Consider the following 23,234-nt stretch of genomic DNA (forward strand, 5'->3'; position numbering starts at 1 on the left):
GTTGTTCCTGCGATTAACAACACAGTTTGAGCCAGCGCAAAGAGGGCTAGCGTCAGGTCATGTACCTTCTGCTCATCCGCAACAGTCGAGAGACAGGAGATTGACATGATTACGCGACGCGAAGCCCTCTTTGGAGCCGCGCTTGGCGCTGTTGCTGTTGCAGCACTGCCCGCATTGTCGGCCACGGTTACAAAGGCAGAGATTCGCGGGCTGCCCCGCGAGAAGATCACGCTCGTAGCACCACCGTTCGTGCATCCGCATGATCAGATCGCCAAGGGCGGTCCGAAGATCGTCGAATTTACCATGACGATCGAGGAAAAGCCTGTCGTCATCGATGCCGAAGGCACGAAGCTCAATGCGATGACCTACAACGGCTCGATCCCTGGCCCACTGATGGTCGTGCATCAGGACGACTATATCGAGCTGACGCTCATCAATCCCGATACCAACTCGCTAGCCCACAATATCGATTTCCACGCGGCTACCGGCGCGCTGGGTGGCGGCGGCTTGACCTTGATCAATCCCGGTGAACAGGTGACCCTTCGCTTCAAGGCGACGCGGACGGGAACGTTTGTCTATCACTGCGCACCTGGGGGCGCGATGATCCCATGGCATGTCGTTTCCGGCATGAACGGCGCCATCATGGTGCTGCCGCGTGACGGGCTCAGGAACGACAAGGGCGAACCGGTCAAGTACGACAAGATCTTCTACATCGGCGAGAGTGATTTCTATATTCCGCGCGACGAGAAGGGCAATTTCAAGAGCTACGAATCCGCCGGCGACGGCTACGACGACACCGTCAAGGTCATGCGCGGTCTCGTTCCGACGCATGTGGTGTTCAACGGCAAGGTCGGATCCCTGACCGGCGACAACGCCATGAAGTCGAAGGTCGGCGAAACGGTGCTTATCGTCCATTCACAGGCCAACCGCGATACGCGGCCGCACCTGATCGGCGGCCACGGCGATTACGTCTGGGAACAGGGCAAATTCGCCAACCCGCCGTCCAAGGATCTTGAGACATGGTTCATCCGTGGCGGTTCTGCCGGCTCGGCGCTCTACACCTTCCTGCAACCGGGCGTCTACGCCTACGTCAACCACAATCTGATCGAGGCCGTTGAACTTGGAGCCACCGCTCATTTCAAGGTCGAGGGCGAGTGGGATGACGACTTGATGACGCAGGTCGAAGCGCCCAAACCCATCGCCACCAATTGAACGGCACTCCGATATGCCCGGACAGAGACACTCTCCGGGCATGGAGAAAACACATGCCGCCTCTCATAATGAAGCTCGTTCCGATCGCTGTGGCAGCCTTAGCCTTGCCGGTTGGGCTCTCGATGCAGGCAGCCGGCGGTCATCGGCCGCCCGACGCCGTTGCCAGGACGATCAGCATTGATCCCCATTCGATCGTCTATCCGATGCCGGGCGAGTATCTTAAGGACGGACGCCCTCAGGCCAATCCCAAGGTTGAGCGGCACCTGGAAGGCCCCCTGGAGATCATGGCGTACCAAGTCAGCGCGGCCGATTACGCAGCTTGTGTGTCGGCCGGCGCCTGTCGGCCGGCGGAGGAAACCCGCTCAGTCCCGCGTGACGCACCCGCAACCGGCGTGAGTTACCTCGACGCCGTTGCCTACGCCCGGTGGTATACTGAAGCAACCGGCAGTCAGTGGCGGTTGCCATCCGACGAAGAATGGGCCCTTGCGGCAGCCGAGCGGTTCGCTGGCGAATTCGAGGGTGTCGAAAACGATGCCAACAACCCCGCCAGGCGTTGGCTGACCAGCTATCAGGCGGAGGTCGAACTCAATCGCAAACCGGACCCGTTGCCCAGGAGCCGCGGCTCTTTCGGACTGAATTCGCGCGGTCTTGCCGACTTTTCCGGCAACGTCTGGGAGTGGACTTCAACCTGCTATGTCCGCACGACGCTCGCCGAAGACGGCAGCGATGTTGCGAGCTCGGTCAACAATTGCGGGGTTCACGTCCTGGAAGGCCTGCACAGAGCCTATATGTCGAATTTCGTCAGCGACGGGAAAAGCGGAGGTTGCGCCGTTGGTTTGCCTCCCGACAATCTGGGGTTCAGGTTGGTCTTGGACCATCGGGGGTGGGTGGGCCGTATCCTCGCCCACCTCAGCTTCGGCTGACAAAATCAGGAATAGCTCCGCTCCGTTCTCGTCTTGGGGGTCGCCTGCTCTGCCGCCTCACCGCGCCTTGGGCGTCATCAATGCCATCCCATAGACCAGGATGAAGCCGGCAAATGCCGCGACCCATGCGACGCCCGCCATGTCGATTACCGCGCCATAGGGGACGAAGGCGGCCAGAATTCTCAATAATCCCGCGAGAAGGATGGCTACGAAGATAAACAAGGCGCCTTTTCCAGCCTTCAGCTCTCGGCCGGTGTGCCCGAGCGTCGCGCGGGTCATGACAGCAAGCGTCATGGCGCCGACCGCACCAGCTCCAAGCGCGTGGAGCCCTGCAGCGGCCGGCACGATAACAGGAAAGAAAATCGCCGCCGAAACCAAGGCGAGACCGATCGGCACAAAGGCGTATGCAAGATGGAGCATGAGCACCAGCGGATCCGGCAAGGTGCGCTCGCCAGCCCAGCGCGACAAACGCCACGCCTGGCAGGTTGCGGCAATGGCCATGAGCGTTCCTGAGGTGGCGCTGTCGGGGGCGAACGTCCATGTTGCCAATGCGATGGCCGAGATGGCTATCGAAGCGATGTCGAATCGGTCAAATGGCGCCGGCAGCCTGCCGGGATTTTCGCGCACGAGCCAGTTGCGTGTGAAGCTCGGAATAATTCGCCCGCCGATCAGCGAGATGAGCAGGATCGCCGCAGCCATGCCGAGTCTTCGGCTGATGTCCGACACGCCCTCAACATGGGCCTCGATGTGGAACGCGCCGTTCGCGGACGCCAGCACGACGAGCGGCAGCAGCACCTTGAGGTTTCGCCAGTTGCGTCCCGCGACGATTTCGCGGGCTGCCGCGGCAGCCACCGCAAGCAGAAATGAGCCATCGACCATAGCTGCTGCTTCCCAGCCAATGTCTGCCGAGAAGAAGACAGCGGCGCGGCCGGCAAGCCATAGGACGACCAGCGCCAGCAGCGGCAGTCCTTGCACGGGAAGCCGGCCGGTCCAGTTGGGGATGGCTGTCAGCAGAAACCCGGTCACGATCGCCGGCAGATAGCCGAACAGCATCTCGTGGACATGCCAGTCGACCGGAACAAACACACTATGGGCTTCGAGGCCGCCCGCATACATCGGCAGCCAGAGCAGAATGGAGAGCCCCGCATAAAGCGACCCGAGAAAGAAGAAGGGTCTGAACCCATAGGAGAGAAAAGCCGGACCGGAATAGTCCCGCAGACGTGGAATTGCCATGACCTACATCCTGAAATGAACAGGGCCGGATGAACCGCCGCCCTCGGTCCGTCCGGCCCATGCCCGCCCGTTTGTGGCAGGCAGGCTATCTCATGCCGATCAGTTGGCGGGAATCTGGGTGAACAGATCCGCGAACACCGTCTTTGCCTTGCCAGGATGCTTGACCGCTTTCGCGGTATCGAGATTGACCGGCTTGCCGACGACGATCATCGCGACCATGCCCATGCCGTAGTGGGGCGCGCATTTGACGCCATAGACACCCTCCTTGGTCAGCGTGACGGTGATTTCCTCACTGGGCTTGCCCTTGAAAGGCTCGGCGCCATCCGGGATCATGCCCTTGATCGACTCGGCGTCGTGGCTCTTGTCGGTCGGCACGAACTTGACGGTGTCGCCGGGTGCGGCCTTGACGAAAGCCGGCTGGAAAACCATTGCGCCCTTTTCGCCCTTGTTGAGCATCTGCACGACGTGCTCTTCGGCGCTTGCGCCGCCAGCGAGCGCGAGAAGGGAGATTGCGGCGGCGAAGATAGTGCGTTTCATCGAATTGTCCTTTGTCTCATGTTCGCGGCGTTGCGCCGTTCCCTCTCATTTAGCCTGATGCCCCCGCGAACAATTTGCGCTGGCGCAAACTCGCGATAAGAATGGTTGGCACTGTGCTGGCGCGGTGTCTTGGGGTCGTGAGGAGATACGTTTGGCTGCTCTGGACCGATCTCTGATATCGCAGCTGCCGCTCTTCCAGGGGATGACTGCGGAAGAACAAAGCGAAATCCTGCGAAGCGCACGGTCGTCACGCTATGCCAAGGAATCCACGATCTTCGAGCAGGAGACAGAGGCTCATTCGTTTTTTGTGCTGATTTCTGGCCATATCCGCGTCGTTCGCACTACGCCGGACGGACAACAGGTCATTGCCAGATACATCAGTGAAGGCGAAATCTTTGGTGTCGCCGCGGCGCTCGGCCGAACGACCTATCCCGCCAGCGCCCTCGCGGCCGTCGACTGCGTGGTACTGACGTGGCCCAACGCTCTGTGGGCGGAGATGGCGCGACGATTCCCGGCATTTGGGGCAACCACCTACAGAACCGTCGGTACCCGGCTGCAGGAGACCCAGACGCGGGTGGTGGAGATGTCGACCGAACAGGTCGAGCAAAGGATCGCGCATGCCTTGTTGCGGCTGGCAAACCAGACCGGCCGAAAGACCGAAAGCGGTATCGAAATCGACTTCCCGATTTCGAGACAGGACATCGCCGAGATGACAGGCACGACGCTGCACACCGTCAGCCGGGTGCTCAGCAGGTGGGAAGACATCGGAATAATCGCCAGCGGCCGCCAGAAAGTCACGGTCAAGGATGCCCATCGCCTTGTGGTTCTCGCCGAGAACCCGGGCAAACACTGACGATCACCGTTCGCCCCGGATAGTCGCGTCCAGATCGGCCAGGAAACGCGCCTCATCCACGCAGTGCTCATGGCACGCCTCGGCCACGGTGTGGAACGTGCCGATCGGACAGCCGACACAAAGCATCCTGTAGCTGAGCAGCACGGTCACGCTTGCCGGCCATTTCCTCATCATCTCGTCAACCACCGTATTGGGAGTGATAGACCTGGGTTTCTTCACGACGCAGTCCTCCGCGATTTGCGAAGCCCTCGTCATAGTTCGCTCAGGGGACGGCTTCGTTGCGCTTTCGCAACTTCATGGAACCAGCGCTGAAACGTCTTGAGGCAATACTATCTTGCGTGACGAAAAAGGACTCGCAGCCATCGGAGCGGATATGGCTGCCGCGCCGTCATATGGCAGTACCGACGAGCGCGCCGATACCTGCGGTCAGCGCCATTGCCGCCGTGCCCCAAAAGGTGACGCGAACCGTTGCTTTCAGCACATTGGCTCCGCCGGCTTTGGCTCCGATGGCGCCCAGGACCGCCAGGAACAGGAGTGAGGCAACAGACACCGTTGCGGCAAGCCAGGCGGCCGGCGAAACAAGCACCATCGCCAAAGGCATGGCCGCGCCAACCGAAAATGCTGCCGCCGAGGTCAGCGCGGCCTGGATTGGTCTGGCCGTGGTGACTTCGGAGATGCCGAGTTCGTCGCGAGCGTGGGCGCCGAGCCCATCCTTCGCCATCAATTGGTCGGCGACCTGCGAGGCAAGGGTCGGCTCGACGCCTCGTCTGACATAGATCTCTGCAAGTTCCTGCCGCTCGAAATCTGGTTGTGTCGCCAATTCCTCTCTCTCACGCGCAAGGTCGGCTCGTTCGGTGTCGGACTGCGAACTGACCGAGACATACTCGCCTGCCGCCATCGACATCGCACCGGCGACCAGTCCGGCGACGCCGGCCACCAGAACATTGGAGGCCGCGGCATCGGCTGCCGCCACGCCGACGATCAGGCTTGCCGTCGACACGATGCCGTCATTGGCGCCGAGCACGGCAGCGCGCAACCAGCCGACGCGGGATACAAGATGGTTTTCATTGTGCAGCCGGCTCATGATATCACGGCGCCCCGCCGTTCAGGTCGCAGCATCCTGACCAGCGCCGCAATTGTCCAATGCAGCAATATCTGGGTTCCGGTGTATCCGGCTGGCTTGTTGGCAACAATCATAGGCAGTTTACCTGGTTTGAGAGAACCTTCCTACATCGCCGCTCATGCGGCAATCTTGATCTGGGACAAGCCAATCTACCGGCTGACACCCTCTCCCGGCGGTCCATTCTCGACCCTTCGGCAACGAAAGTCATAAGACAAGCTTTCACTGTCCCCTCGCAGTTCGACCTCGGCTGACAGCCAGTTGTCAGCTTGGTTGTGGGATATTGCCTCCGAAGCGGACCAGACGGGTCGCGTTTGCAAGGTTCAATGTGGAAGCACAATTCCGATGAAAGAGATTGCCCTGTCACTTTTGGTGATCGCCGCCTCGGGCGTTTATGTCTGGGATCAGGCCGGCAAGGATTCGGCAAACGATATGCTCGGCGAGGCGCTGCCGGCCGACGCGGCCGAAGCGCCTTCCGTGCAGCCAAAAGAACCCGCATCCGCTGCGGCTTTGCCGCTGCTTCGCACCTCGCCGGCGCCCCTCGATCTCCGGTTTAGAACAAGGTTCCCGATTTCCGGGGAAACGACAGCTGGCATAGGAGCGCCTGCCGAACGCCCCAATGATCCAGTCAAGCCGACAGTGGTTCCGGTGGCGCCACAACCGTCCCCAGCGCCAGTGGCGCCGTCTGTCGCCGATCCTGCCTCGTCAGCGCCTTCCTTCGCCGTTACGCCCGCCGTCTACATACCAGTCCCGCAGCCGAGGCCGGCATATCCGGATGCACCAGCACGGGTCGTCCGGGTGGGCATGAAGCTCGCCGCAAAGAGCTATGCCGACGGCGTCTACACCGGCCCGACGGCCGATGCCTATTACGGCATCATCCAGATTCAGGCCCTCGTACAGGGCGGGCAACTGACGGCGCTGAAAGTGCTGAAATATCCCTCCGACCGCCGCACCTCCGTCAACATCAACAGGCAGGCGCTCCCCATGCTGCGCGACGAAGCGATCAGCGCCCAGAGCGCCGATGTCGATATTATTTCGGGCGCGACGCTAACCAGCAGGGCTTTCATCCAGTCGCTGCGCGGCGCGCTGAAGAAAGCGTCGTCGTAGGTCCATGCGCGACACGCGAATTTTGATGGGCATGCCCATTACCGTCGACCTCGGCGGCGCGTCGAATGCTGAACTGATCGAAGCCGTCTTCGGCTATTTCGAGCACATCGACCGGCGCTTCAGCACCTACCGGGCCGACAGTGAAATCACGGCCATCAACCGAGGCGACGTTCCGGTCGTCGACTGGAGCGGCGAGATGATGGAAGTGTTCGCTCTCGCCCGACAGACGAAAGACGAGACGGACGGATATTTCGATATTCGCAAGCCCGATGGGTCGCTTGATCCTTCCGGCATCGTGAAGGGCTGGGCCATTCGCAATGCAGCGGAGATTGTTCAGCGAGCCGGCATCAGCGATTTCTTCATCGAGGCGGGAGGCGATATCCAGTCCTGCGGCAAGAATGCATCGGGCCATGACTGGAGCGTCGGCATCCGCAATCCCTTCAATGCGGACGAGATCATAAAGATCGTCTATCCCCGCGGTCGCGGCGTCGCAACCTCCGGCACCTATGTCCGCGGTCAACACATCTACAATCCGCATGGAATTGGCAGTCAGATACAGGACATCGTCAGCCTGACCGTGATCGGCGCCGATGTGCTCGAAGCCGATCGTTTCGCCACCGCGGCCTTCGCCATGGGACGTGACGGCATTCTCTTCATCGAGCAGACGCCTGGCCTGGAAGGCTATCTCGTCGACGCCAATGGCCGCGCCACGCCGACAACCGGGTTCGGAGCCCTTTGCCTGCCATGATCAAGACCATCGACCGATTTCTCGATCACCTGACCATGTACAGGCTGGTCCTCTACTATCTGATGACGCTGGTCGGCGCAGCGTTCGTGCTCGGCTTCGTCAAGCTGGTGCCACACGATCCGATTGCGCTTGCCTTCACCACAACGCTTGCGCTGGCCGCCTGCTGGATCACCAACAAGGTTTTTGCGCATGTCTTCGCAGTTCCGGCCAACAACGAGTCCGTCTACATCACCGCGCTCATCCTGACGCTTATCCTCGATCCGGTTGCGGTCACGGACATCAAGGGGATTGCGGCAGTGGTATTCACATCCGTCTGGGCGATTTCATCCAAATTCATTCTCGCCATCGGCCGGAAGCACCTTTTCAACCCGGCTGCGCTGGGCGTGGCGCTGTCCGCGCTGCTGCTCGACCAGCCAGCCACCTGGTGGGTGGGCGGCAATCTGCCATTGCTTCCGATCGTGCTCGTCGGCGGCATGCTCATTGTCCGGAAACTGCGCCGGCTTGACCTTGTCTCGACCTTCGTTGTCGTGGCGCTGGCGACCATTCTGGCAACCACGGACCCATCGCAATACTGGACCGCGCTTGCAGAGACACTGGGTTCATCGCCGGTGCTGTTCTTTGCCTTCGTGATGCTGACCGAGCCGCTGACCGCGCCGACGATGCGTTGGCCGCGTATCGCCTTTGCCGCCATTGTCGGCTTTCTGTTTGCTCCCAACATCCATATCGGCTCGTTCTATTTCACGCCGGAACTGGCGCTGCTTGCCGGCAACGTGTTTGCCTATGCGGCTGGCCCCAAGGCACGCTTCGTGCTGACCTTGGAACGCATTGAGCAATCGGCCGTCGACAGTTTTGACTTCGTCTTCCGGTCGCCACGCAAGCTCGCATTCGAGGCCGGCCAGTACCTCGAATGGACGCTTGGCCTCGATCGTGCCGACAATCGCGGCAACCGCCGCTATTTCACAGTCGCCTCGGCGCCGACGGAGGAAACAGTCCGCCTCGGCGTCAAGTTCTATCCGCAATCAAGTGCCTTCAAGCGCGAGCTGATGACCATGAAGCCAGGCAGCACGATCCATGCCGCGCAACTGGCCGGCAATTTCACGCTGCCCGCCCGGCGTGAAACCAAGATCGCGTTCCTGGCCGGAGGCATCGGCATCACGCCGTTCCGCTCGATGCTGCAATATCTCATCGACCGCAAGGAGTGGCGACCGATCGTCATCCTCTACGCAACAGAGAGACAGCAGGACATCGCTTATCGCGACGTGCTTGGCGCGGCCAGGCAGGAGCTTGGCATCAAGACGATCCACGCTGTGGCGCACGGTGGCGAGCGCGGGCAATATCCCGGATATATCGACGAGCGCCTGATCCGTCTGGCCATACCCGACTACCTCGAGCGCACTTTCTACATTTCCGGCCCGCAAGCGATGGTCAAGGCGCTGCGCCAGAAACTGCTGGCCATGGGCGTTCGCCGCTCGAAGATAAAGGTCGACTATTTCCCGGGTTTTGCCTGAAGCAGGCTCAACTGTGTCGCGGCAAGGAAATGGTCACCACAAGGCCCGGATCGGCGTTAGCCATGGCAAGGCGTCCGCCATAGGCTTCGACGATGTCGGAAACGATGGCCAGGCCAAGACCGCTGCTGCCTCCTTTGCTGTCGAGCTGGACACCACGTGACATCGCGGACTCCCGATCGGCATCCGGTATACCTGGGCCATCATCAGCAACACTGACGGTCACCTCGTCCCAGGCAGTGGATGCACCGACACGGACTGAGGATTTTGCATAGCGCGCGGCATTCTCGACCAGATTGCCGAGAACTTCTGACAAGTCGCCTTCGTCGATTGGGGCCGTCAAATCTTCCGCGATATCCAGCTTGAAAGAAAGCTGCTTGCCGCTTGGTGTCCGTTTGACGACGGCAATGACGCCAGCCGCGACGTCCGACACAAGGCAGGATGCCTTGCCGGAAACGCCGGGGGCGAGGCGCGCTCGCGCGAGCTCCCGCTCGACATGGCGCCGGATCGCTCCGGCGCTCTTTTCAATCTCGTCAGCCAGAACCGTCTCGCCTTTCTTGCGCAAGGCCCGGATGTCGGCCGACAGCACTTGCAGCGGTGTCTTGAGGCCATGCGCCAAATCGGTGGCGCGCGAGCGGGCTCGCGCAAGCGCCTTCTCCTGGGCATCGAGAAGACGATTGATTTCGTCCGCGAGCGGCTGCACCTCGCTCGGCGCCACCACATCGAGCCGTGCTGATCGCTGCGCAATCACGTTTCTGACCGAAACCCGCAAGGTCTCCAGAGGCGCAAGACCGACGGTGATCTGGATGAAGAAGGCGGCCATGAGGGCAATGGCGAGCAGAACAAGGGCTGGCGCAAGGTCGCGGACATACCCATCGACGGATTCCTTCACCGTTTGATGGTCTTCCGCCACGACGGCGCGAAACGATCGCCCACTGGCGTCGATGATCGTGCGCTCGACGGCGATGGTGAGCTCCCCTTGTGGCCCCTTGAATTCCTTGATCTCCCTGAATTCGCCGTTGGTTGCGCGATCAGGCAAGGCAAGCGTCGCGTCCCATAGTGAACGCGAGCGGACAAGGTTGCCGGATCCGGTATCCTGCACCTGCCAGTAGTGGCCGGAAAAGGGAATGGAGAAACGTGGGTCGGCCAAGGTCGCCTGGACCGAAAGACGGCCATCGGCGGCAAAATTGGTCGCGCCAATAAGATCGTTCAGGTCGACTGTCAGCTCGCTGACAACGCGCCGCTCGACGTTAAGTTCGAACAGATAGCGCAATCCAACGCCGGCGATGGCAAGAGCAACCAGGATCGAGATCGTTGCCGCCAACCAGAGCCTGAACCGGATCGAGTTGCCCATCAGCGGGAATCGTCGGGCATCAGATACCCGAATCCGCGCCTCGTTTCGATGACGTCGCTCCCGAGCTTGCGACGCAGGCGCGCGACGATCACCTCGATCGTGTTCGGATCGCGGTCGTTGCCTGAATCGTACAAATGCTCGGCAAGTTCGGTCGGCGCCACCACCCGGCCGGCGTGGTGCATCAGAAACGCCAGGAGCCGGTATTCCAGCGGCGAAAGCGCAACGGGAATGCCGCGAAGCGAAATGCGCATCTGGCGTGTGTCCAAGAGCAACGGCCCGGACCTCAACACGGGTGCCGCCTGCCCGGCCGAGCGACGCAGGATTGCCCGTAACCGGGCGAGCAGTTCTTCCATTTCAAAAGGTTTGGGAAGATAGTCGTCGGCACCGGAATTGATGCCGTCGACGCGTTCGGTCCACATGCCTCTTGCGGTCAGGATGAGAACCGGGAACCTGCGCGCATTCGCCCGCCAACGTTTCAAGACCGTAAGACCATCGAGCTTGGGCAAGCCGAGATCCAGAATCGCGGCGTCATAATTCTCGACATCGCCTGCGAACCAGGCAGCTTCACCATCCTTTACGATATCGACCGCCATTCCCGATGCTTTGAGGGCGGTCGCGATATCGGCAGCGATACGGGGCTCGTCTTCGGCCAGGAGGATCTTCATCAGTCACCCTCCCCATCGCGCATGATGACACCGGCACCGGCGTCGACGTCGACGGTCTTTCGCCGGCCATCGGCACCCACGACCTGAAAACGGTAGACCCATCTGTCGGCCTTGCGGATGAGATCGACCGCAACAACATCGCCGGGAGCCTTGGTGCGGACAACGTCCAGTATATTGGCAAGGCCCTTGATTTCGCCGCGTTCGTACAAATCCCGCGCCCGGTCATGGTCGCCGTCATCGTCCTCGTCGGCACGGGCAGCGAGAGGCATGGCCAAGACAAGTCCCGCGAGAACCAGCACCGCCAAACGCTTCCATTGTCTTTTCATCGGCAAGGCATGTCGCACGTTGCAGCTTTCAATTTGCTGTCAGTTATCCTCAGCCCACAGCAAGCAAGGGGACCATATCAGGGCATCATCGCGTCCAATCATGGCCGCGCCAAGAAGGATACGAGACCATGCGCAATTCCATGCTTGTCCTTGCAGCACTTGCAAGCCTCACGATCTTCGCGCTGCCGGCGGCCGCTGAATCGGACGAAGGATCATGTGGGGCGTCATCGTCTGTTGTCCCATCCGGTCCGATCGATCTGCAGGCCATCCCGATGCAGGACGCCTCCACCCCGAAAGCCATCAAGGGTGGCGACGATGCGTGTGACGACCAACAAGGCGATGAGGCCGACGAAAACGACTAGGTCTCCCACGGCGCGTGGCCGCCACCGCATATGACGGTTGCCAATGTCGTGGGCCAAGGCTCGCTGCAAAGTCGGCAAATTATCCAAGCTCCTTGCCAATTTCTGGAGAGTTTTCGTGATCCCTATTCAACATATCCACCCAATTCTTGTTCATTTCCCTATTGTTCTGATCTACATGCTTGTGGCTATCGACCTTGTGGCGCTGGTTGGCGGCAGCGCCGTTACCAAGAGATCTGGCGCCGGTACGATCTCTACTTTCGTAGCCCTGTCTGCCGGAGTGTTCGCCATTGGGACCTGGTTCTTTGGAGGTCTTGCCCTGGATCATGCCGAAGCGGCCGGCTTCAGCAGCGATATCGCGGAGATCCACGAAAGCCTGGGAGGTATCACTGCCTTTGCCTTCCTGGTCTGGGGACTTGTGCGGTTCGCGCTTTGGATGCGGAACCGTGACATGCGGGCTGTAACGATCGCCATTCCTTTGATCGAAATTTGCGGTGCATTCCTGGTCACTGCGACAGCCTACTATGGTGGGCTGCTTGTCTACGAACTTGGTGTCAACGTCGCCAAGACCGCGGTCGCTGGTTGACCGGTTCGCGCCCAGTCATTCAAGGTTGCAATTTTGGATGACCATTTGCCTCGACCGAAAAATGATTCAGATCAAGGCGCTTCGTGCATGTGCAATCTAAGAAGCCGGAGGTTGGAAAAACTCCGGAGAACGACCATGCAAGCCGAAGCCATAATGAGCAGGCCAGTCGTCGGCATAGACCCGTCCGCATCGATCGCCGAGGCTGCCGGGTTGATGCTCTCCAAAAAGGTCAGCGGCCTCCCCGTCATTCGAAACGACGGCAGGCTGGTGGGGATCGTCAGCGAGGGCGATTTCCTGCGACGCGGGGAACTGGGCACGGAGCGCAAGCGCTCGCGCTGGCTGGAGTTTCTCGTCAGCCCCGGAAAGGCCGCCGACGAATATGTCCGCGCCAATGGTCGACGGGTTGAAGAGGTGATGTCGCAAGATGTCGTGACGGCATCCCCTGCAGCATCACTCGCGAAAGTCGTCGAGCTCATGACGCGTCACCATGTCAAACGCATTCCGGTCGTCGAAGCTGGGAAAGTCGTTGGCATCATCACCCGCTCTGATCTTCTGCGGGCATTGCTCGACGTCCTTCCGGATGGAGCCGCTACGGTCATCGATGACGAACAGATTCGGCAGAACATCGCTACCGAGCTTGCGAGGCAGAGATGGGCCGGCAACGATTTGATCAACGTGACGGTGGACAAGGGTGTGGTGACACTGAGCGGCGCCATCTTCGACGAACGCGAGCGCCAGGCAGCGACAGTCGCGGCCGAAAACGTCGCCGGCGTCAATGCTGTCAAGGACAATCTCTTCTGCGCCGATCCCGTGTCGGTCGTCCTTGTTTCGTAGCGGAGCTGACATTGGTCCGCAGCGAGGCACCATTGCCTCTCTGTGTTGCTGGTCGTTGCCCAAGGCTTCGCCGCGCTTAGGGCGCGACCAGGGGAATCAATGGTCGAAGGAGTAACAGGGCAAAGGCAAGAAGCGCGGCGCCCGCAACTTTTTCTGCCAGTGTTTTGCCTCCGCAGAAGCGCCGCCCCAGCAAAAGCCACACCGATCCGCTGGCAGCTGTCATCACCAGAAGCGCAATCCAGAAGATCCCCAGTTCGCGCGGTTCGATGTTCATCGGCACGATAGCCAGGCAATAGATGAAGGCCTTCGGATTGAGAGCACTGGTCACCGCAACAGAAATGGCGTCGCCGCTTTTGGCAGCGTTGATCCGGGCGCTTGCCGTAAGACGCAGGCCAAGAATGACGAGCCACCCGGCCGCTACCAGCCCGAGTATTTGAATGGCGTCAGGCGACACGAAGGGACGCAGTGAAAACCAGCACGCGGATGCGATCCCGTATCCGCATGCCTGAGCGGCCAAGAGCTTGACCGCTTTCTCCCGCTTGACCGACCCTGTCAGCAAAAGAGCGTTGGTTGGCCCTGGTGCGACAAAGAGCAGGAATGCTTCCAGAAAAAATAGGGTGTCCAACTGCCTGGTCCCGTGGAATGCAAACCTGTCAACTGCAAGACTCGGTTGCGTTGACTCTGTCAAAACACCGGCAGCACGACATCGTCCAGGCTGAGTACTCGAATGACTAGCGTTGGCCGGCCGCATGCTGCAGTCGAGCGATCAGGTCGCCGTTGCGGCAATAGTCTGGCGGGTTATTGGCTTGCTGATGTTCGTCGAGCCAGACCGAGCATTCATCCTGATGTCCGCAGGAACGGCAGCGATCCACTGCCCTGCTGGTGACGGCGGCATGGTCGGCTACGACTTTCAACTGTCTGTCGACGCCGAGCTTCCGCATCATGCGGTCCATCAAGGTGGTTCTGGCATCAACTGAAATCAGGTAATCGAGAAAGGTCATGGTAATCACTCCTGCCTGCTGGCCATCATGGCATGTTGGCGGCAAGCGGCGTTGATCTCGATCAACAGGCGGTATCGTTGCCGATCCCTGAGCCCCAAACAGGGAGCATGGCGCTAAACCTTGGCCACAAGGCGATCGAGAAAGGACCGCTGACCGGCAAGCAACTTCTTGCGGGCCCGGCTCTCTTGTCCGAAGAACCAGCGCTTGGTCGCCTCCGAGGCGCATAGGTAGAGTGCGGTAATCGCGACAAGCGCGACAAGTACGGGCAGAGGCAGTGGCACGAAGCCGAACCAGGCTGCAAACGGCAGATAGGGGATCATGATCGCCATAATCCCGACGGCCAATGTAAGCCAGGCAAGCAACGGGCTTGGACGGCTCGCCCAGAAAGCCCTGTGCGTGCGCACGATGAGCACGATGGCAAGCTCCGTCAGCAACGACTCGACAAACCAGGCGGTCTGGAATGCGGCCTCCGTGGCGTGCGCAAAAAACAGAAGGAAAACGAAGGTCGCGAAGTCGAACAGCGAACTGACCAGGCCAAAGCTGATCATGAACCGCCGCACAAAACGGATATCCCAGTGGCGAGGCCGGCGCAGTTGGTCGGGATCGACGTTGTCGCTTGCAATGGCGAGTGAAGGAACGTCAGAGAGGAAATTGTTGAGCAGGATCTGCTTGGCAAGAAGCGGAAGGAAAGGCAGGAACAGCGAGGCGACAGCCATGCTGATCATGTTGCCGAAATTGGCGCTGGTGGTGATTGAAATGTACTTCATCGTATTCGCGAAGGTCTTGCGGCCATCGTCGACGCCGCGCACCAATACGCCGAGGTCCTGCTTGAGAAGGATGATATCGGCCGCCTCGCGCGCGACATCGACAGCGGTGTCGACCGAGATGCCTATGTCTGCCTCATGAAGGGCAGGCGCATCATTGATGCCGTCGCCAAGGTAACCAACGACATGGCTCCTGCTCCGCAAGGCCTGAACGATGCGCTCCTTCTGGTTGGGGTCGATCTCGACGAAGAGGTCGGTGTGCTGCACGCCCGCGAAGAGCGCGCTCTTCGTCAATTTCGAAAGCTCCTCGCCGGTCATGATCCTGTCGGCGCGCAAGCCGATCGCCTGGGCGAGATGCGCGGCAACGTAACGGTTGTCGCCAGAAATGACCTTTACCGCGATGCCGCGGTGGGCGAGCTCGGCAAGCGTCTCCTTGACGCCCTTCTTTGGAGGGTCGAGGAAAAGCAGGAAGCCAGCGAAGGCGAGATCGATCTCGTCTTTCCTGCTGAACGTTTTCTGGCTCTCGAACTGACGGATTGCCAGGCCCAGAACGCGGTAGCCGTCCGCGCTCCAGCGCCGGAATTTTTCGTCGATTGCCGCACGGTGCGTTTCATCGAGGGGTTCCAGCCCGGTGGCTGCTCGGGCGAAGCTGCAGGTTTCGAGGACATTTTGTACGGCACCTTTGGTAATCAGAAGGTTCTGGGCGTCCTTGGTCCGGACCACAACGGATAGCCGCTTGCGAATGAAATCATAGGGGATTTCGTCGACTTTCGTGAAGGCCGCCAATAATGCGCCTTCGCCCGGCGCACCGGCGATTGCTTCGTCCAGCGGGTTCTTCAGTCCGGTCTGCAGGGTCGCGTTGAGACGTGCCCAGAGCAGGATATCGGTTGACGGATTGCCGTCGACATCGAGCCATCCATCCAGGTGGATAACGCCTTCCGTCAGCGTCCCCGTCTTGTCGGTGCACAGCAAATCCATGCTGCCCAGATTCTCGATGGCATCGAGACGGCGCACGATGACGCCATTGGCTGCCATCGCGCGAGCCCCTCGAGCCAGCGTCACGCTGATGATGGCCGGGAGAAGTTCGGGCGTAAGACCAACCGCCAGTGCCAGCGAAAACAGCAGCGATTCAATCAGCGGTCGATGCAGCAGCAGATTGGCGAAGAACACCAGGATGACGATTGCCAGCATGATCTCGGTCATCAGATAGCCAAACAGCCTGATACCCCGGGCAAACCCTGTTTCGGGGATTTGTCGCTCCAGGGCGGCGGCGATCGATGCGAATTCAGTGCTGGCGCCGGTCGCTGCCGCAAGCACGGTTGCAGTGCCGCTGCGGACCGACGTGCCCGTGAAAACGGCATTGCTGCGCTGTGCTATGGAGGCCTCGGGCGCCGACCGCCCCGGTGCCTTCACGACGGGAAAGGTTTCGCCGGTCAGTACAGCCTCGCTGACATTGAAATCGCGCGCGTCCAGAATGATACCGTCCGCGGGAATGAGGTTTCCGGCCGAAAGCCGGATCACGTCGCCCGGCACGATATCTTCGGCGGCGACCGAGCACTCGGCGCCATCGCGCAACACAATAGCCTTGCGCGAAATGCGCTGTTTCAGTGCTTCGGTCGCCAGCGACGCACCGTACTCTTGGGTGAAGCTCAGGACGCAGCTTGCCAGCACGATCGCGCCGATGATCGCAGCCTCCTGGCCCTCCCCGACGAAGGCTGATACGCAGGCCGCGAAAATGAGGATCAGGACCAGCGGGCTGCGGAACTGGCGGGCAAACACTGCCAGGGCCGACGCGCCTGACGTCGACGCGGGTGTGTTTCGGCCGAATTTTGCGAGCCTCGATGCCGCTTCGGACGAAGCAAGCCCCGAGACTGAGGTCTCAAGACCTAACAAGAGGTCATTGGTCTCGATCGACCAATAGGCACCGTCCTCTGGCGAGACGGATTGCTGGCCAGCTTCGCCTATCATCAATACGACATGAAGCGGTTGATGCCGCTCTCTTCGATCAGCGTGCGGGTGACGCCGCCGAACGCCCATTCCCGCAAGCGGCTATGGCCATAGGCGCCCGAGACGATGAGATCCGCATGGATCGAGCGTGCGAATGTCAGCAACCGGTCGCCATCAGCCTCACCGGCGATCAGCTCGGTTCGCGCCTTGATGCCATGGTGCTCGAGAAAGACCGCGACATCGGCGAGGCTGTCGCGAATGCTTTCGTCGCGCTCGGTGTCGATCGTGGCAATCACGACTTCGCTGGCTTTGGCCAGGAAAGGCAATGCGTCAGCCATCGCTCGCCGAGCCTCCCTAGTGTCCTTCCACGCTACGAGAACAGTTTTTGCAAGGACGTGCTCGACGTTGGTTGCGGCGACCAGGACCGGACGCCCGGCGCCCAGTGTCAGACTGCCGACATCCACGGCGCGAAACACATTGTCTCCTGCCTGGCCGGTAACGATAAGGTCGGCTGCTCTGGCCGAAACGCTGAGGAACCGGGTCGGGCTGCAAACAGCTTGGCCCCATTCGCTAAAGATCGAAGCAGGAACCAGCCTCTCGAACTCGGCACGCAGTTCGGCAAGCCGCTTTTCGATTTCTGTTCGCTGGATCTGCATGATCTCGCCTTCGTAGACCATGCCTTGGCCGGTCGCGACCAAGGGCGGAACATCGGCTGCCGCCAAGCCGATAAGACAGGCTCCGAACCGTTCCGCGAGTTCGACCCCCACCTTTACAATAGGTGCAGGAGGCGCATCGATGGCGAGGTTGACGATGATTGACTTGTAAGACATTGCGGACGCCTTTCGCTGAACTATGGAATGCGTGATGAATTGCATTCGCCAGCGTCCAATGCCTTGACGCGCGTCAAAGATCGCCAACTGCGCCTGCGCACGAAAACGTCGGCTCGATCCGTTTTGCGTGAGCGGCGAGAAGTGATAATTAGCCCCGGTAGCACCGTCTCGAACTCAGGAACCTCAGGTGATCAAAGACGAAGCGCTCAGTTTGTCGCCCGGCGGGACGACACTCAAATCACTGCTGTCGCGAATGTTCGATCAGGCTCCGGGATTTATAGCGCTCATGCGCGAGCCAGGTCACGTTTTCGAACTGACCAATGCCGCCTACCAGCAATTGATCGGCAACAGGCAAGTGATCGGAAAGTCCGTGCAGGATGCCTTTCCCGAGCTCGAAGGATATGAGTTTTTCGACCATCTGGACCAAGTCTACACGACCGGCGAGCCCTATAGGGGCCACGGGGTGAAGGTTGGCCTTCGCAACACAGCCGACGGCCCGGTCGAAGAGCGCATCCTTGATTTTGTCTATCAGCCGATCAAGGCTGACGATGGCCGTATCACCGCGATCTTCATTGAAGGCACGGATGTCAGCGAACTCTCCTTTGCAAACGCCGCACTTCGGCTGCGCGAGGACCATTTGCGATCCATCCTGGCAACAGTGCCGGACGCAATGGTCGTCATTGACGAACAGGGCCGGATCCAGTCCTTCAGCACCGCTGCCGAAACGCTGTTCGGCTATCAGTCAAGCGACGTCATTGGTCAAAACGTGAGAATGCTGATGCCCTCGCCCTACCGCGACGAGCATGATGCCTATCTGCTTCGCTATCTGACGACGGGAGAGCACCGGATCATCGGACTCGGCCGCACCGTTACCGGCGCGCGCAAGGATGGCACGACATTCCCAATGGAGCTTTCCGTCGGCGAGATGCATCCGGGAACCGGACGTTTCTTTACCGGCTTCTGCCGCGACCTCACCGAACGCCACCGGGCAGAAGCAAGAATCCAGGAGCAGCAGCAGGAACTGCTGCACATGGCGCGGTTTACAGCACTCGGCGAAATGGCTTCGACGCTTGCTCATGAGATCAACCAGCCACTGACGGCGATCACGAACTACCTCAAAGGCAGTCGTCGACTGCTCGAGAAAAGCCAGGACGAGAATGCGCCTATGCTTCGGGATGCTGTCGAAAAGGCAGCTGAGCAGGCATTGCGAGCAGGCGACGTCATCCGTCATCTGAGGGATTTTGTGGCCAGGGGCGAAAGCGAGCGCCAGGTCGAACGACTGCCGGTTCTCATCGAGGAAGCCGCGTCCCTGGCCCTGGTCGGCGCGAGGGAGATAAATCTCCTTGTCAGCTACAAGCTTGACCCTGCCGCCGAACTGGTCTTGACCGATCGCATCCAGATTCAGCAGGTTCTGCTCAACCTGATGCGCAACGCGGTGGAGGCTATGCAGGACGCGACGCGACGCGAATTGAAAGTCACAACCGTTGCCCGGGATGATGGGATGGCCGAGGTAAGCGTAATCGATACAGGTCCGGGTCTCGCGCCGGAGGTCTCGGCCCAGCTCTTCCAGCCGTTCGTAACGACCAAGAAGCAAGGCATGGGTGTTGGCCTTTCCATTTGCCGTACCATCGTTGAATCGCACGGTGGCCATATATGGGCCGAGGTAACGCCGGCCGGCGGAACCGCTTTCCGGTTCACCTTGCGCATCGTAGAGAAGGAAGAGGTCACAAATGGCCGACAGTGATCTGGTGCACGTGGTCGACGACGATGTCGACGTCCGCAAGTCGCTCGGTTTTCTTCTGGCCACAGCGGACTTCGCCGTACGCCTGCACGAATCGGCCACGGCATTTCTTTCGACGGCAAAAGGCAACCTCGAGGGCTGCATTGTCACCGACGTACGCATGCCGGGCATAGACGGTATTGAGTTCCTGCGGCAACTCAGGGCGGGCGGGCATACAATTCCCGTCATTGTCATGACGGGCCATGCCGATGTGGCGCTTGCCGTTCAGGCAATGAAGGAAGGCGCTGCCGATTTCATCGAGAAGCCGTTCGACGACGAAATGCTGATCGAAGCGATTCGCTCCGCGCTGGCCAATCGGAACCAAGCAAACGCGGCGCATCCCCAGTCTGCGGATATCCGCACGCGTCTGTCGGCCTTGTCAGAGCGCGAGCGGCAGGTGCTGGATGGACTTGTTTCGGGTCTGCCTAACAAGACGATCGCCTACGATCTGGGCATCAGCCCGCGCACGGTCGAGATCCATCGCGCCAATGTCATGAGCAAAATGGGCGCAAGCAGCTTGTCACATCTTGTGCGCATGGCGCTGATCGTGGAATCCCGACCCTAGGAAGAGTTTTCAAGAGGGTTTGCGAATTCCGACCTGGGCCCGCTCCAAGTCCCAATCGCGCCAGTGGGTCGGCCGGATGTCGACACGGGCACCGCTGGCAGCATTCTTCCAACCCTCCGTCACCCTTCTGCAGGCAAACACAAGCGCGTGCTCGCCGTCTTCGTCGAAGACGGCGAGTTCGAGATCGCGACCAAACGGAGCGCTTAGGATTGGTTTCCACATCGCATCAAAATCTTCGCAAACGGTGCGTTGCGCATTGATCTGCATCATTTTCTGGAATCGCCGAACAGGCATGCGCGTTGCCGGGCGTCGAGCTGATCTGGCTAATAGCTGCTGCGGCAGACGCCATATCGTCATCGGTGCCAATCACATGCATGGCGCGGGCAGCCCAATTGATTGCCAACGCAGCGCTGATACCTGATCCGGCGCCCATCGCGACGCTGGACGCCGATTGATCGGGATCAAGGACCGTGCTGCGCAAGCGCATATCATCAGACGGTATAGGGAGAATTGGGATGCACTATATCAAGGCCGATGAAGCCCTGTGGGCCTCCAGCATGTTGCCGGAAGGCATCCTGGAGCGCTGGTTCATTACGAGCGGCGACACAATCAAGGCCGGCGAGCGAATAGCCGAAGTTAGCGTTGAAGACGCGCTGCACGAGATTGTAGCGCCGGCAGGTGGCCGCGCGACGATTGTCGCCACCGCGAATACCGTCATCGAACCAGGCTCGATTCTGGCAACGCTGGAGTCTTAGCCCGGTGAGGACGCCTCACCGGGTTGATTGCGCTCATTCCTCCCTTGTAGCCTCAAGGAGAGCATCAGGCTTGGTCGCCAGCTGCGTCCGCAGCTCCGATCACGGTTTCTGCAAGGTGTTGATGTAAGCGATTATTGCATCGATCTGGTCGGGGCTGGCGATCCACTCAGGCATGTCCGGATGGCCCGTCGAAATCCCCTCGGCGAGGGCTTCCTCGAGATCGGTGATCGGATAGCGCTTTGACAAGGTGCGAAACGCCGGGGCGTCGGGATGACTGCTCTTGTCGGTTTTTCCAATGGCGTGGCAGCGGGCGCAATTGACTTCCACCAACGCCTTCCCGTGATCCGTTAGGCTATCGGCACGGGCTGGGTGCACATATCCGAGCAGCATCAGTGCAAGGACGGAAGCCGGCAGACGACGATGCCCACAAAAGCTGTTCATGTCTGACGACCTCTGCATTGCCGATCTACGCGACTGTCTTCGCCGCTGCGTCCTCGATCGCGGTTCTGGCTTCCTCGCGGACCCGTTTGGCCGTTTCCGAAGCAAGCCTGGAGGTCAGTGCGGCGACCTTGCCGGCTTCGCTGACGTATTGCGATGTCGCATTCTGCAGAAAAGCAGAGAAGATGTCGAAAGCGTCATTGAACTCCGGACAGGTGATGAGATCGTCGGCCAGCTTGATGTCCTGTTCGCAACGATGCTTCAGAAATGCCAGCGTTTCGACGTTATAGCGCATCATCGCCTTGAAGGCGTGGACTTGAAGAGACGCGGCAGCAAGGAAGAACGTCTGGCCATTTCCCGCAATCGGCAACAATTGTGTGCCGAATGAGGATGGCTCGGGCTGAGTGTGCATTATCGACTACTCCATCCTGAGGCATGCGAACATAATCTCCACAGCGCAACGTTGACGCCATTCGTCGCCGTGTCCTTGATCAGGATCAACCCTCTGACCTTGCGGACTGTACGAGCGACCCGGCACCAACCGGTCTCGTTGCGGTTTGACCCGCATCAAGGTGCTTGCCTCTATTTGATGGCCAAGTCGCGTCAACCGCAGATGGAATGACGCGATGGCTTTCAAGACGATCATGGTTCAACTGGACGTGGACGCAATCGCAGCGCCACGCATCGCGATGGCGTGGGATCTTGCTCAACGGATCGAGGCCGACCTGATCGGCTTCTGCGCCGCCGAGCCGCATTTTGTCCTCCCAACCAGCACTGATGACCAGGCCGCGACCAAGGCGTTGTGGCGCCAGGTAGAGGAGATAGAAGGTCGCCTCGACTGCCTGAGGGAGGAATTCCTGAGCATCGTCAACGGCAGCAATCGTGCCTCGTGGCGCGGAGAGGTAGGCAATCCCACGCGCCAACTTGCGCTCAATGCGCGTGCCGCCGACTTGATCCTCGCTGGCCCGCCGACGGCCGATCTGGTGGTCGACCGTCATCGTGTGCTTGATCCGGCAAGTCTCATCCTTGCGGCGGGCCGTCCGATACTCGTGGCATCGGAACCCCTTGCGCCGATAAGAGCCGAAAGCATCCTGATTGCGTGGAATGACACGCGGGAAGCGCGACGTGCCGTCGTCGACGCTATGCCTTTCCTGATCACCGCCAGGGATGTCGTGATCGCCACCGTGGACAATGGGAATACTGGACCCAGGGAAAATGCAGCGGATGTCGAACTCTTTCTGACGCGCCACGGTGTGAAGGCGCGATCCGAAATCTTGGATGCGTGCCGCTCCGAACCGGCGGAAATCCTCCTCCAGATCGGACAGGATATCGCGGCCGATCTCATCGTTCTCGGTGGCTACGGTCATAGCCGGGTACTGGAGAGGACCTTTGGCGGCGTGACGCGTTCTGTGCTGCGCAGCGGATCATTGCATCGGTTCATATCGAACTGAGGAGGTGACACCTCCAAATCGTGGTTTTGACATAAATCAAGGTCTTCCGCTTCCGCAAACGGTTACGTCTAACCTTGCCAAGTTCGGTGTAGCTGATGCCCGCAGCGCAACCGCGAGCAAATAAGGAAATTCGGACATGAATTACCAGCGGTTCTTCGAGGACGCGATCGACCAGCTCCATGCCGAGCGTCGCTATCGCGTCTTCGCCGACCTCGAGCGCATCGCGGGCAAGTTTCCGCGCGCCATCTGGCGTTCCAACGGCCGCGCCGAGGAAATCACCGTCTGGTGCTCCAACGACTATCTTGGCATGGGCCAGCACGCCGACGTCATCGCCGCGTTCC

General features: G+C 60.2%; 28 protein-coding genes and 1 pseudogene. 14 read left to right on the top strand and 15 right to left on the bottom strand.

Translation table 11 applies throughout. The features are described from left to right. Nucleotides 1-105 precede the first annotated feature (105 nt). Nucleotides 106-1,212, top strand: a complete 1,107-nt coding sequence (nirK, locus tag EN804_RS33295) for a copper-containing nitrite reductase (RefSeq protein WP_127275574.1) — start codon at nucleotides 106-108, stop codon at nucleotides 1,210-1,212. A gap of 53 nt (nucleotides 1,213-1,265) precedes the next feature. Further along, the gene (locus tag EN804_RS33300) at nucleotides 1,266-2,135 is read left to right on the top strand and encodes an SUMF1/EgtB/PvdO family nonheme iron enzyme (RefSeq protein ID WP_135922199.1); all 870 of its coding nucleotides are present in this window, start codon (nucleotides 1,266-1,268) and stop codon (nucleotides 2,133-2,135) included. A gap of 57 nt (nucleotides 2,136-2,192) precedes the next feature. Here the strand turns inward: EN804_RS33300 and EN804_RS33305 are convergent, their stop codons facing one another. Further along, on the bottom strand, nucleotides 2,193-3,368 hold the full coding sequence (locus EN804_RS33305; protein ID WP_135922200.1) for an NnrS family protein: 1,176 nt from the start codon (nucleotides 3,366-3,368) through the stop codon (nucleotides 2,193-2,195). A 99-nt stretch (nucleotides 3,369-3,467) separates the two neighbouring features. After that, nucleotides 3,468-3,905 carry a pseudoazurin gene (locus EN804_RS33310; RefSeq protein ID WP_127275571.1) on the bottom strand — a complete coding sequence of 146 codons (438 nt, stop codon included), beginning with the start codon at nucleotides 3,903-3,905 and terminating at the stop codon, nucleotides 3,468-3,470. A 151-nt stretch (nucleotides 3,906-4,056) separates the two neighbouring features. Between EN804_RS33310 and EN804_RS33315 the strand changes: the two genes are divergently transcribed. Next, the gene (locus tag EN804_RS33315) at nucleotides 4,057-4,758 is read left to right on the top strand and encodes a Crp/Fnr family transcriptional regulator (RefSeq protein ID WP_135922201.1); all 702 of its coding nucleotides are present in this window, start codon (nucleotides 4,057-4,059) and stop codon (nucleotides 4,756-4,758) included. 3 nt (nucleotides 4,759-4,761) lie between these two features. On the opposite strand, the gene EN804_RS33320 is transcribed toward EN804_RS33315, so the two are convergent. Then, nucleotides 4,762-4,977, bottom strand: a complete 216-nt coding sequence (locus EN804_RS33320; RefSeq protein ID WP_135861739.1) for a DUF1858 domain-containing protein — start codon at nucleotides 4,975-4,977, stop codon at nucleotides 4,762-4,764. Between the two features lie 169 nt (nucleotides 4,978-5,146). Continuing rightward, nucleotides 5,147-5,842, bottom strand: a complete 696-nt coding sequence (locus EN804_RS33325; RefSeq protein ID WP_135922202.1) for a VIT family protein — start codon at nucleotides 5,840-5,842, stop codon at nucleotides 5,147-5,149. A 381-nt stretch (nucleotides 5,843-6,223) separates the two neighbouring features. On the opposite strand from EN804_RS33325, the gene EN804_RS33335 reads away from it, so the two are divergent. The 3 genes from EN804_RS33335 to EN804_RS33345 are packed head-to-tail and all read left to right on the top strand — an operon-like array spanning nucleotide 6,224 to nucleotide 9,241. Continuing rightward, nucleotides 6,224-6,985, top strand: coding sequence for an FMN-binding protein (locus EN804_RS33335; protein ID WP_135922203.1), 762 nt, complete (start codon nucleotides 6,224-6,226; stop codon nucleotides 6,983-6,985). 25 nt (nucleotides 6,986-7,010) lie between these two features. Further along, nucleotides 7,011-7,733 (top strand): FAD:protein FMN transferase, encoded by a 723-nt coding sequence (locus tag EN804_RS33340; RefSeq protein ID WP_245511969.1) that lies wholly within the window; start codon nucleotides 7,011-7,013, stop codon nucleotides 7,731-7,733. Beyond that, nucleotides 7,730-9,241, top strand: a complete 1,512-nt coding sequence (locus tag EN804_RS33345; protein ID WP_135922204.1) for an RnfABCDGE type electron transport complex subunit D — start codon at nucleotides 7,730-7,732, stop codon at nucleotides 9,239-9,241. Before EN804_RS33340 ends, EN804_RS33345 begins: the two co-directional genes overlap by 4 nt. A 7-nt stretch (nucleotides 9,242-9,248) precedes the next feature. Here the strand turns inward: EN804_RS33345 and EN804_RS33350 are convergent, their stop codons facing one another. Genes EN804_RS33350 through EN804_RS33360 form a run of 3 tightly spaced genes read right to left on the bottom strand, consistent with a single transcriptional unit; the run spans nucleotide 9,249 to nucleotide 11,526 of the window. After that, complete coding sequence (locus EN804_RS33350; protein WP_127873523.1) at nucleotides 9,249-10,592, bottom strand: HAMP domain-containing sensor histidine kinase; 1,344 nt, start codon at nucleotides 10,590-10,592, stop codon at nucleotides 9,249-9,251. After that, entirely contained in the window at nucleotides 10,592-11,257 is a 666-nt protein-coding gene (locus tag EN804_RS33355; protein WP_127275563.1) for a response regulator transcription factor, read from the bottom strand. Before EN804_RS33355 ends, EN804_RS33350 begins: the two co-directional genes overlap by 1 nt. After that, the gene (locus tag EN804_RS33360) at nucleotides 11,257-11,526 is read right to left on the bottom strand and encodes a hypothetical protein (protein ID WP_245464237.1); all 270 of its coding nucleotides are present in this window, start codon (nucleotides 11,524-11,526) and stop codon (nucleotides 11,257-11,259) included. The genes EN804_RS33355 and EN804_RS33360 overlap by 1 nt, the downstream gene beginning before the upstream one ends. A 185-nt stretch (nucleotides 11,527-11,711) precedes the next feature. On the opposite strand from EN804_RS33360, the gene EN804_RS33365 reads away from it, so the two are divergent. From EN804_RS33365 to EN804_RS33375, 3 genes are all read left to right on the top strand, one after another. Continuing rightward, on the top strand, nucleotides 11,712-11,945 hold the full coding sequence (locus tag EN804_RS33365) for a hypothetical protein (protein WP_127275561.1): 234 nt from the start codon (nucleotides 11,712-11,714) through the stop codon (nucleotides 11,943-11,945). A gap of 43 nt (nucleotides 11,946-11,988) precedes the next feature. After that, a complete protein-coding gene (locus tag EN804_RS33370; RefSeq protein WP_127275560.1) occupies nucleotides 11,989-12,528 on the top strand; it encodes a DUF2231 domain-containing protein in 540 nt (179 codons plus the stop codon). A gap of 135 nt (nucleotides 12,529-12,663) precedes the next feature. After that, nucleotides 12,664-13,362, top strand: a complete 699-nt coding sequence (locus tag EN804_RS33375) for a CBS domain-containing protein (protein WP_127873541.1) — start codon at nucleotides 12,664-12,666, stop codon at nucleotides 13,360-13,362. Nucleotides 13,363-13,438: 76 nt separating this feature from the next. Here EN804_RS33375 and EN804_RS33380 read toward each other — a convergent pair whose 3' ends face one another. The 4 genes from EN804_RS33380 to EN804_RS33395 form a co-directional block, all read right to left on the bottom strand. Then, nucleotides 13,439-13,987 carry a hypothetical protein gene (locus EN804_RS33380; RefSeq protein ID WP_135922205.1) on the bottom strand — a complete coding sequence of 183 codons (549 nt, stop codon included), beginning with the start codon at nucleotides 13,985-13,987 and terminating at the stop codon, nucleotides 13,439-13,441. A 106-nt stretch (nucleotides 13,988-14,093) separates the two neighbouring features. Beyond that, a complete protein-coding gene (locus EN804_RS33385; protein ID WP_127275558.1) occupies nucleotides 14,094-14,363 on the bottom strand; it encodes a DUF6455 family protein in 270 nt (89 codons plus the stop codon). A gap of 113 nt (nucleotides 14,364-14,476) precedes the next feature. Next, the gene (gene mgtA, locus EN804_RS33390) at nucleotides 14,477-17,095 is read right to left on the bottom strand and encodes a magnesium-translocating P-type ATPase (protein ID WP_246693524.1); all 2,619 of its coding nucleotides are present in this window, start codon (nucleotides 17,093-17,095) and stop codon (nucleotides 14,477-14,479) included. Beyond that, the gene (locus EN804_RS33395; RefSeq protein ID WP_167531550.1) at nucleotides 17,095-17,904 is read right to left on the bottom strand and encodes a universal stress protein; all 810 of its coding nucleotides are present in this window, start codon (nucleotides 17,902-17,904) and stop codon (nucleotides 17,095-17,097) included. Before EN804_RS33395 ends, mgtA begins: the two co-directional genes overlap by 1 nt. Before the next feature lie 187 nt (nucleotides 17,905-18,091). On the opposite strand from EN804_RS33395, the gene EN804_RS33400 reads away from it, so the two are divergent. After that, complete coding sequence (locus tag EN804_RS33400; protein WP_127873518.1) at nucleotides 18,092-19,648, top strand: PAS domain S-box protein; 1,557 nt, start codon at nucleotides 18,092-18,094, stop codon at nucleotides 19,646-19,648. Further along, nucleotides 19,635-20,249 carry a response regulator FixJ gene (fixJ, locus tag EN804_RS33405; RefSeq protein ID WP_127275555.1) on the top strand — a complete coding sequence of 205 codons (615 nt, stop codon included), beginning with the start codon at nucleotides 19,635-19,637 and terminating at the stop codon, nucleotides 20,247-20,249. The genes EN804_RS33400 and fixJ overlap by 14 nt, the downstream gene beginning before the upstream one ends. Before the next feature lie 9 nt (nucleotides 20,250-20,258). Here the strand turns inward: fixJ and EN804_RS33410 are convergent, their stop codons facing one another. Next, on the bottom strand, nucleotides 20,259-20,471 hold the full coding sequence (locus EN804_RS33410) for a hypothetical protein (protein ID WP_127873540.1): 213 nt from the start codon (nucleotides 20,469-20,471) through the stop codon (nucleotides 20,259-20,261). A 4-nt stretch (nucleotides 20,472-20,475) separates the two neighbouring features. After that, the gene (locus EN804_RS37460; RefSeq protein WP_127873517.1) at nucleotides 20,476-20,730 is read right to left on the bottom strand and encodes a hypothetical protein; all 255 of its coding nucleotides are present in this window, start codon (nucleotides 20,728-20,730) and stop codon (nucleotides 20,476-20,478) included. A gap of 34 nt (nucleotides 20,731-20,764) precedes the next feature. Between EN804_RS37460 and EN804_RS33415 the strand changes: the two genes are divergently transcribed. Further along, nucleotides 20,765-21,004, top strand: coding sequence for a lipoyl domain-containing protein (locus tag EN804_RS33415; protein ID WP_135922207.1), 240 nt, complete (start codon nucleotides 20,765-20,767; stop codon nucleotides 21,002-21,004). Between the two features lie 99 nt (nucleotides 21,005-21,103). On the opposite strand, the gene EN804_RS33420 is transcribed toward EN804_RS33415, so the two are convergent. Next, complete coding sequence (locus EN804_RS33420; RefSeq protein WP_127275552.1) at nucleotides 21,104-21,394, bottom strand: cytochrome c; 291 nt, start codon at nucleotides 21,392-21,394, stop codon at nucleotides 21,104-21,106. A gap of 76 nt (nucleotides 21,395-21,470) precedes the next feature. Beyond that, entirely contained in the window at nucleotides 21,471-21,854 is a 384-nt protein-coding gene (locus tag EN804_RS33425) for a phasin family protein (protein WP_127873514.1), read from the bottom strand. Between the two features lie 214 nt (nucleotides 21,855-22,068). Between EN804_RS33425 and EN804_RS33430 the strand changes: the two genes are divergently transcribed. Together EN804_RS33430 and EN804_RS33435 are read left to right on the top strand one after the other, a co-directional pair. After that, complete coding sequence (locus EN804_RS33430; protein ID WP_127275550.1) at nucleotides 22,069-22,893, top strand: universal stress protein; 825 nt, start codon at nucleotides 22,069-22,071, stop codon at nucleotides 22,891-22,893. 136 nt (nucleotides 22,894-23,029) lie between these two features. Further along, nucleotides 23,030-23,234: pseudogene (locus tag EN804_RS33435) on the top strand (5-aminolevulinate synthase); the annotation flags it as partial.

This window comes from Mesorhizobium sp. M8A.F.Ca.ET.161.01.1.1 (assembly GCF_004792105.1).
Taxonomy (GTDB): Bacteria; Pseudomonadota; Alphaproteobacteria; order Rhizobiales; family Rhizobiaceae; genus Mesorhizobium.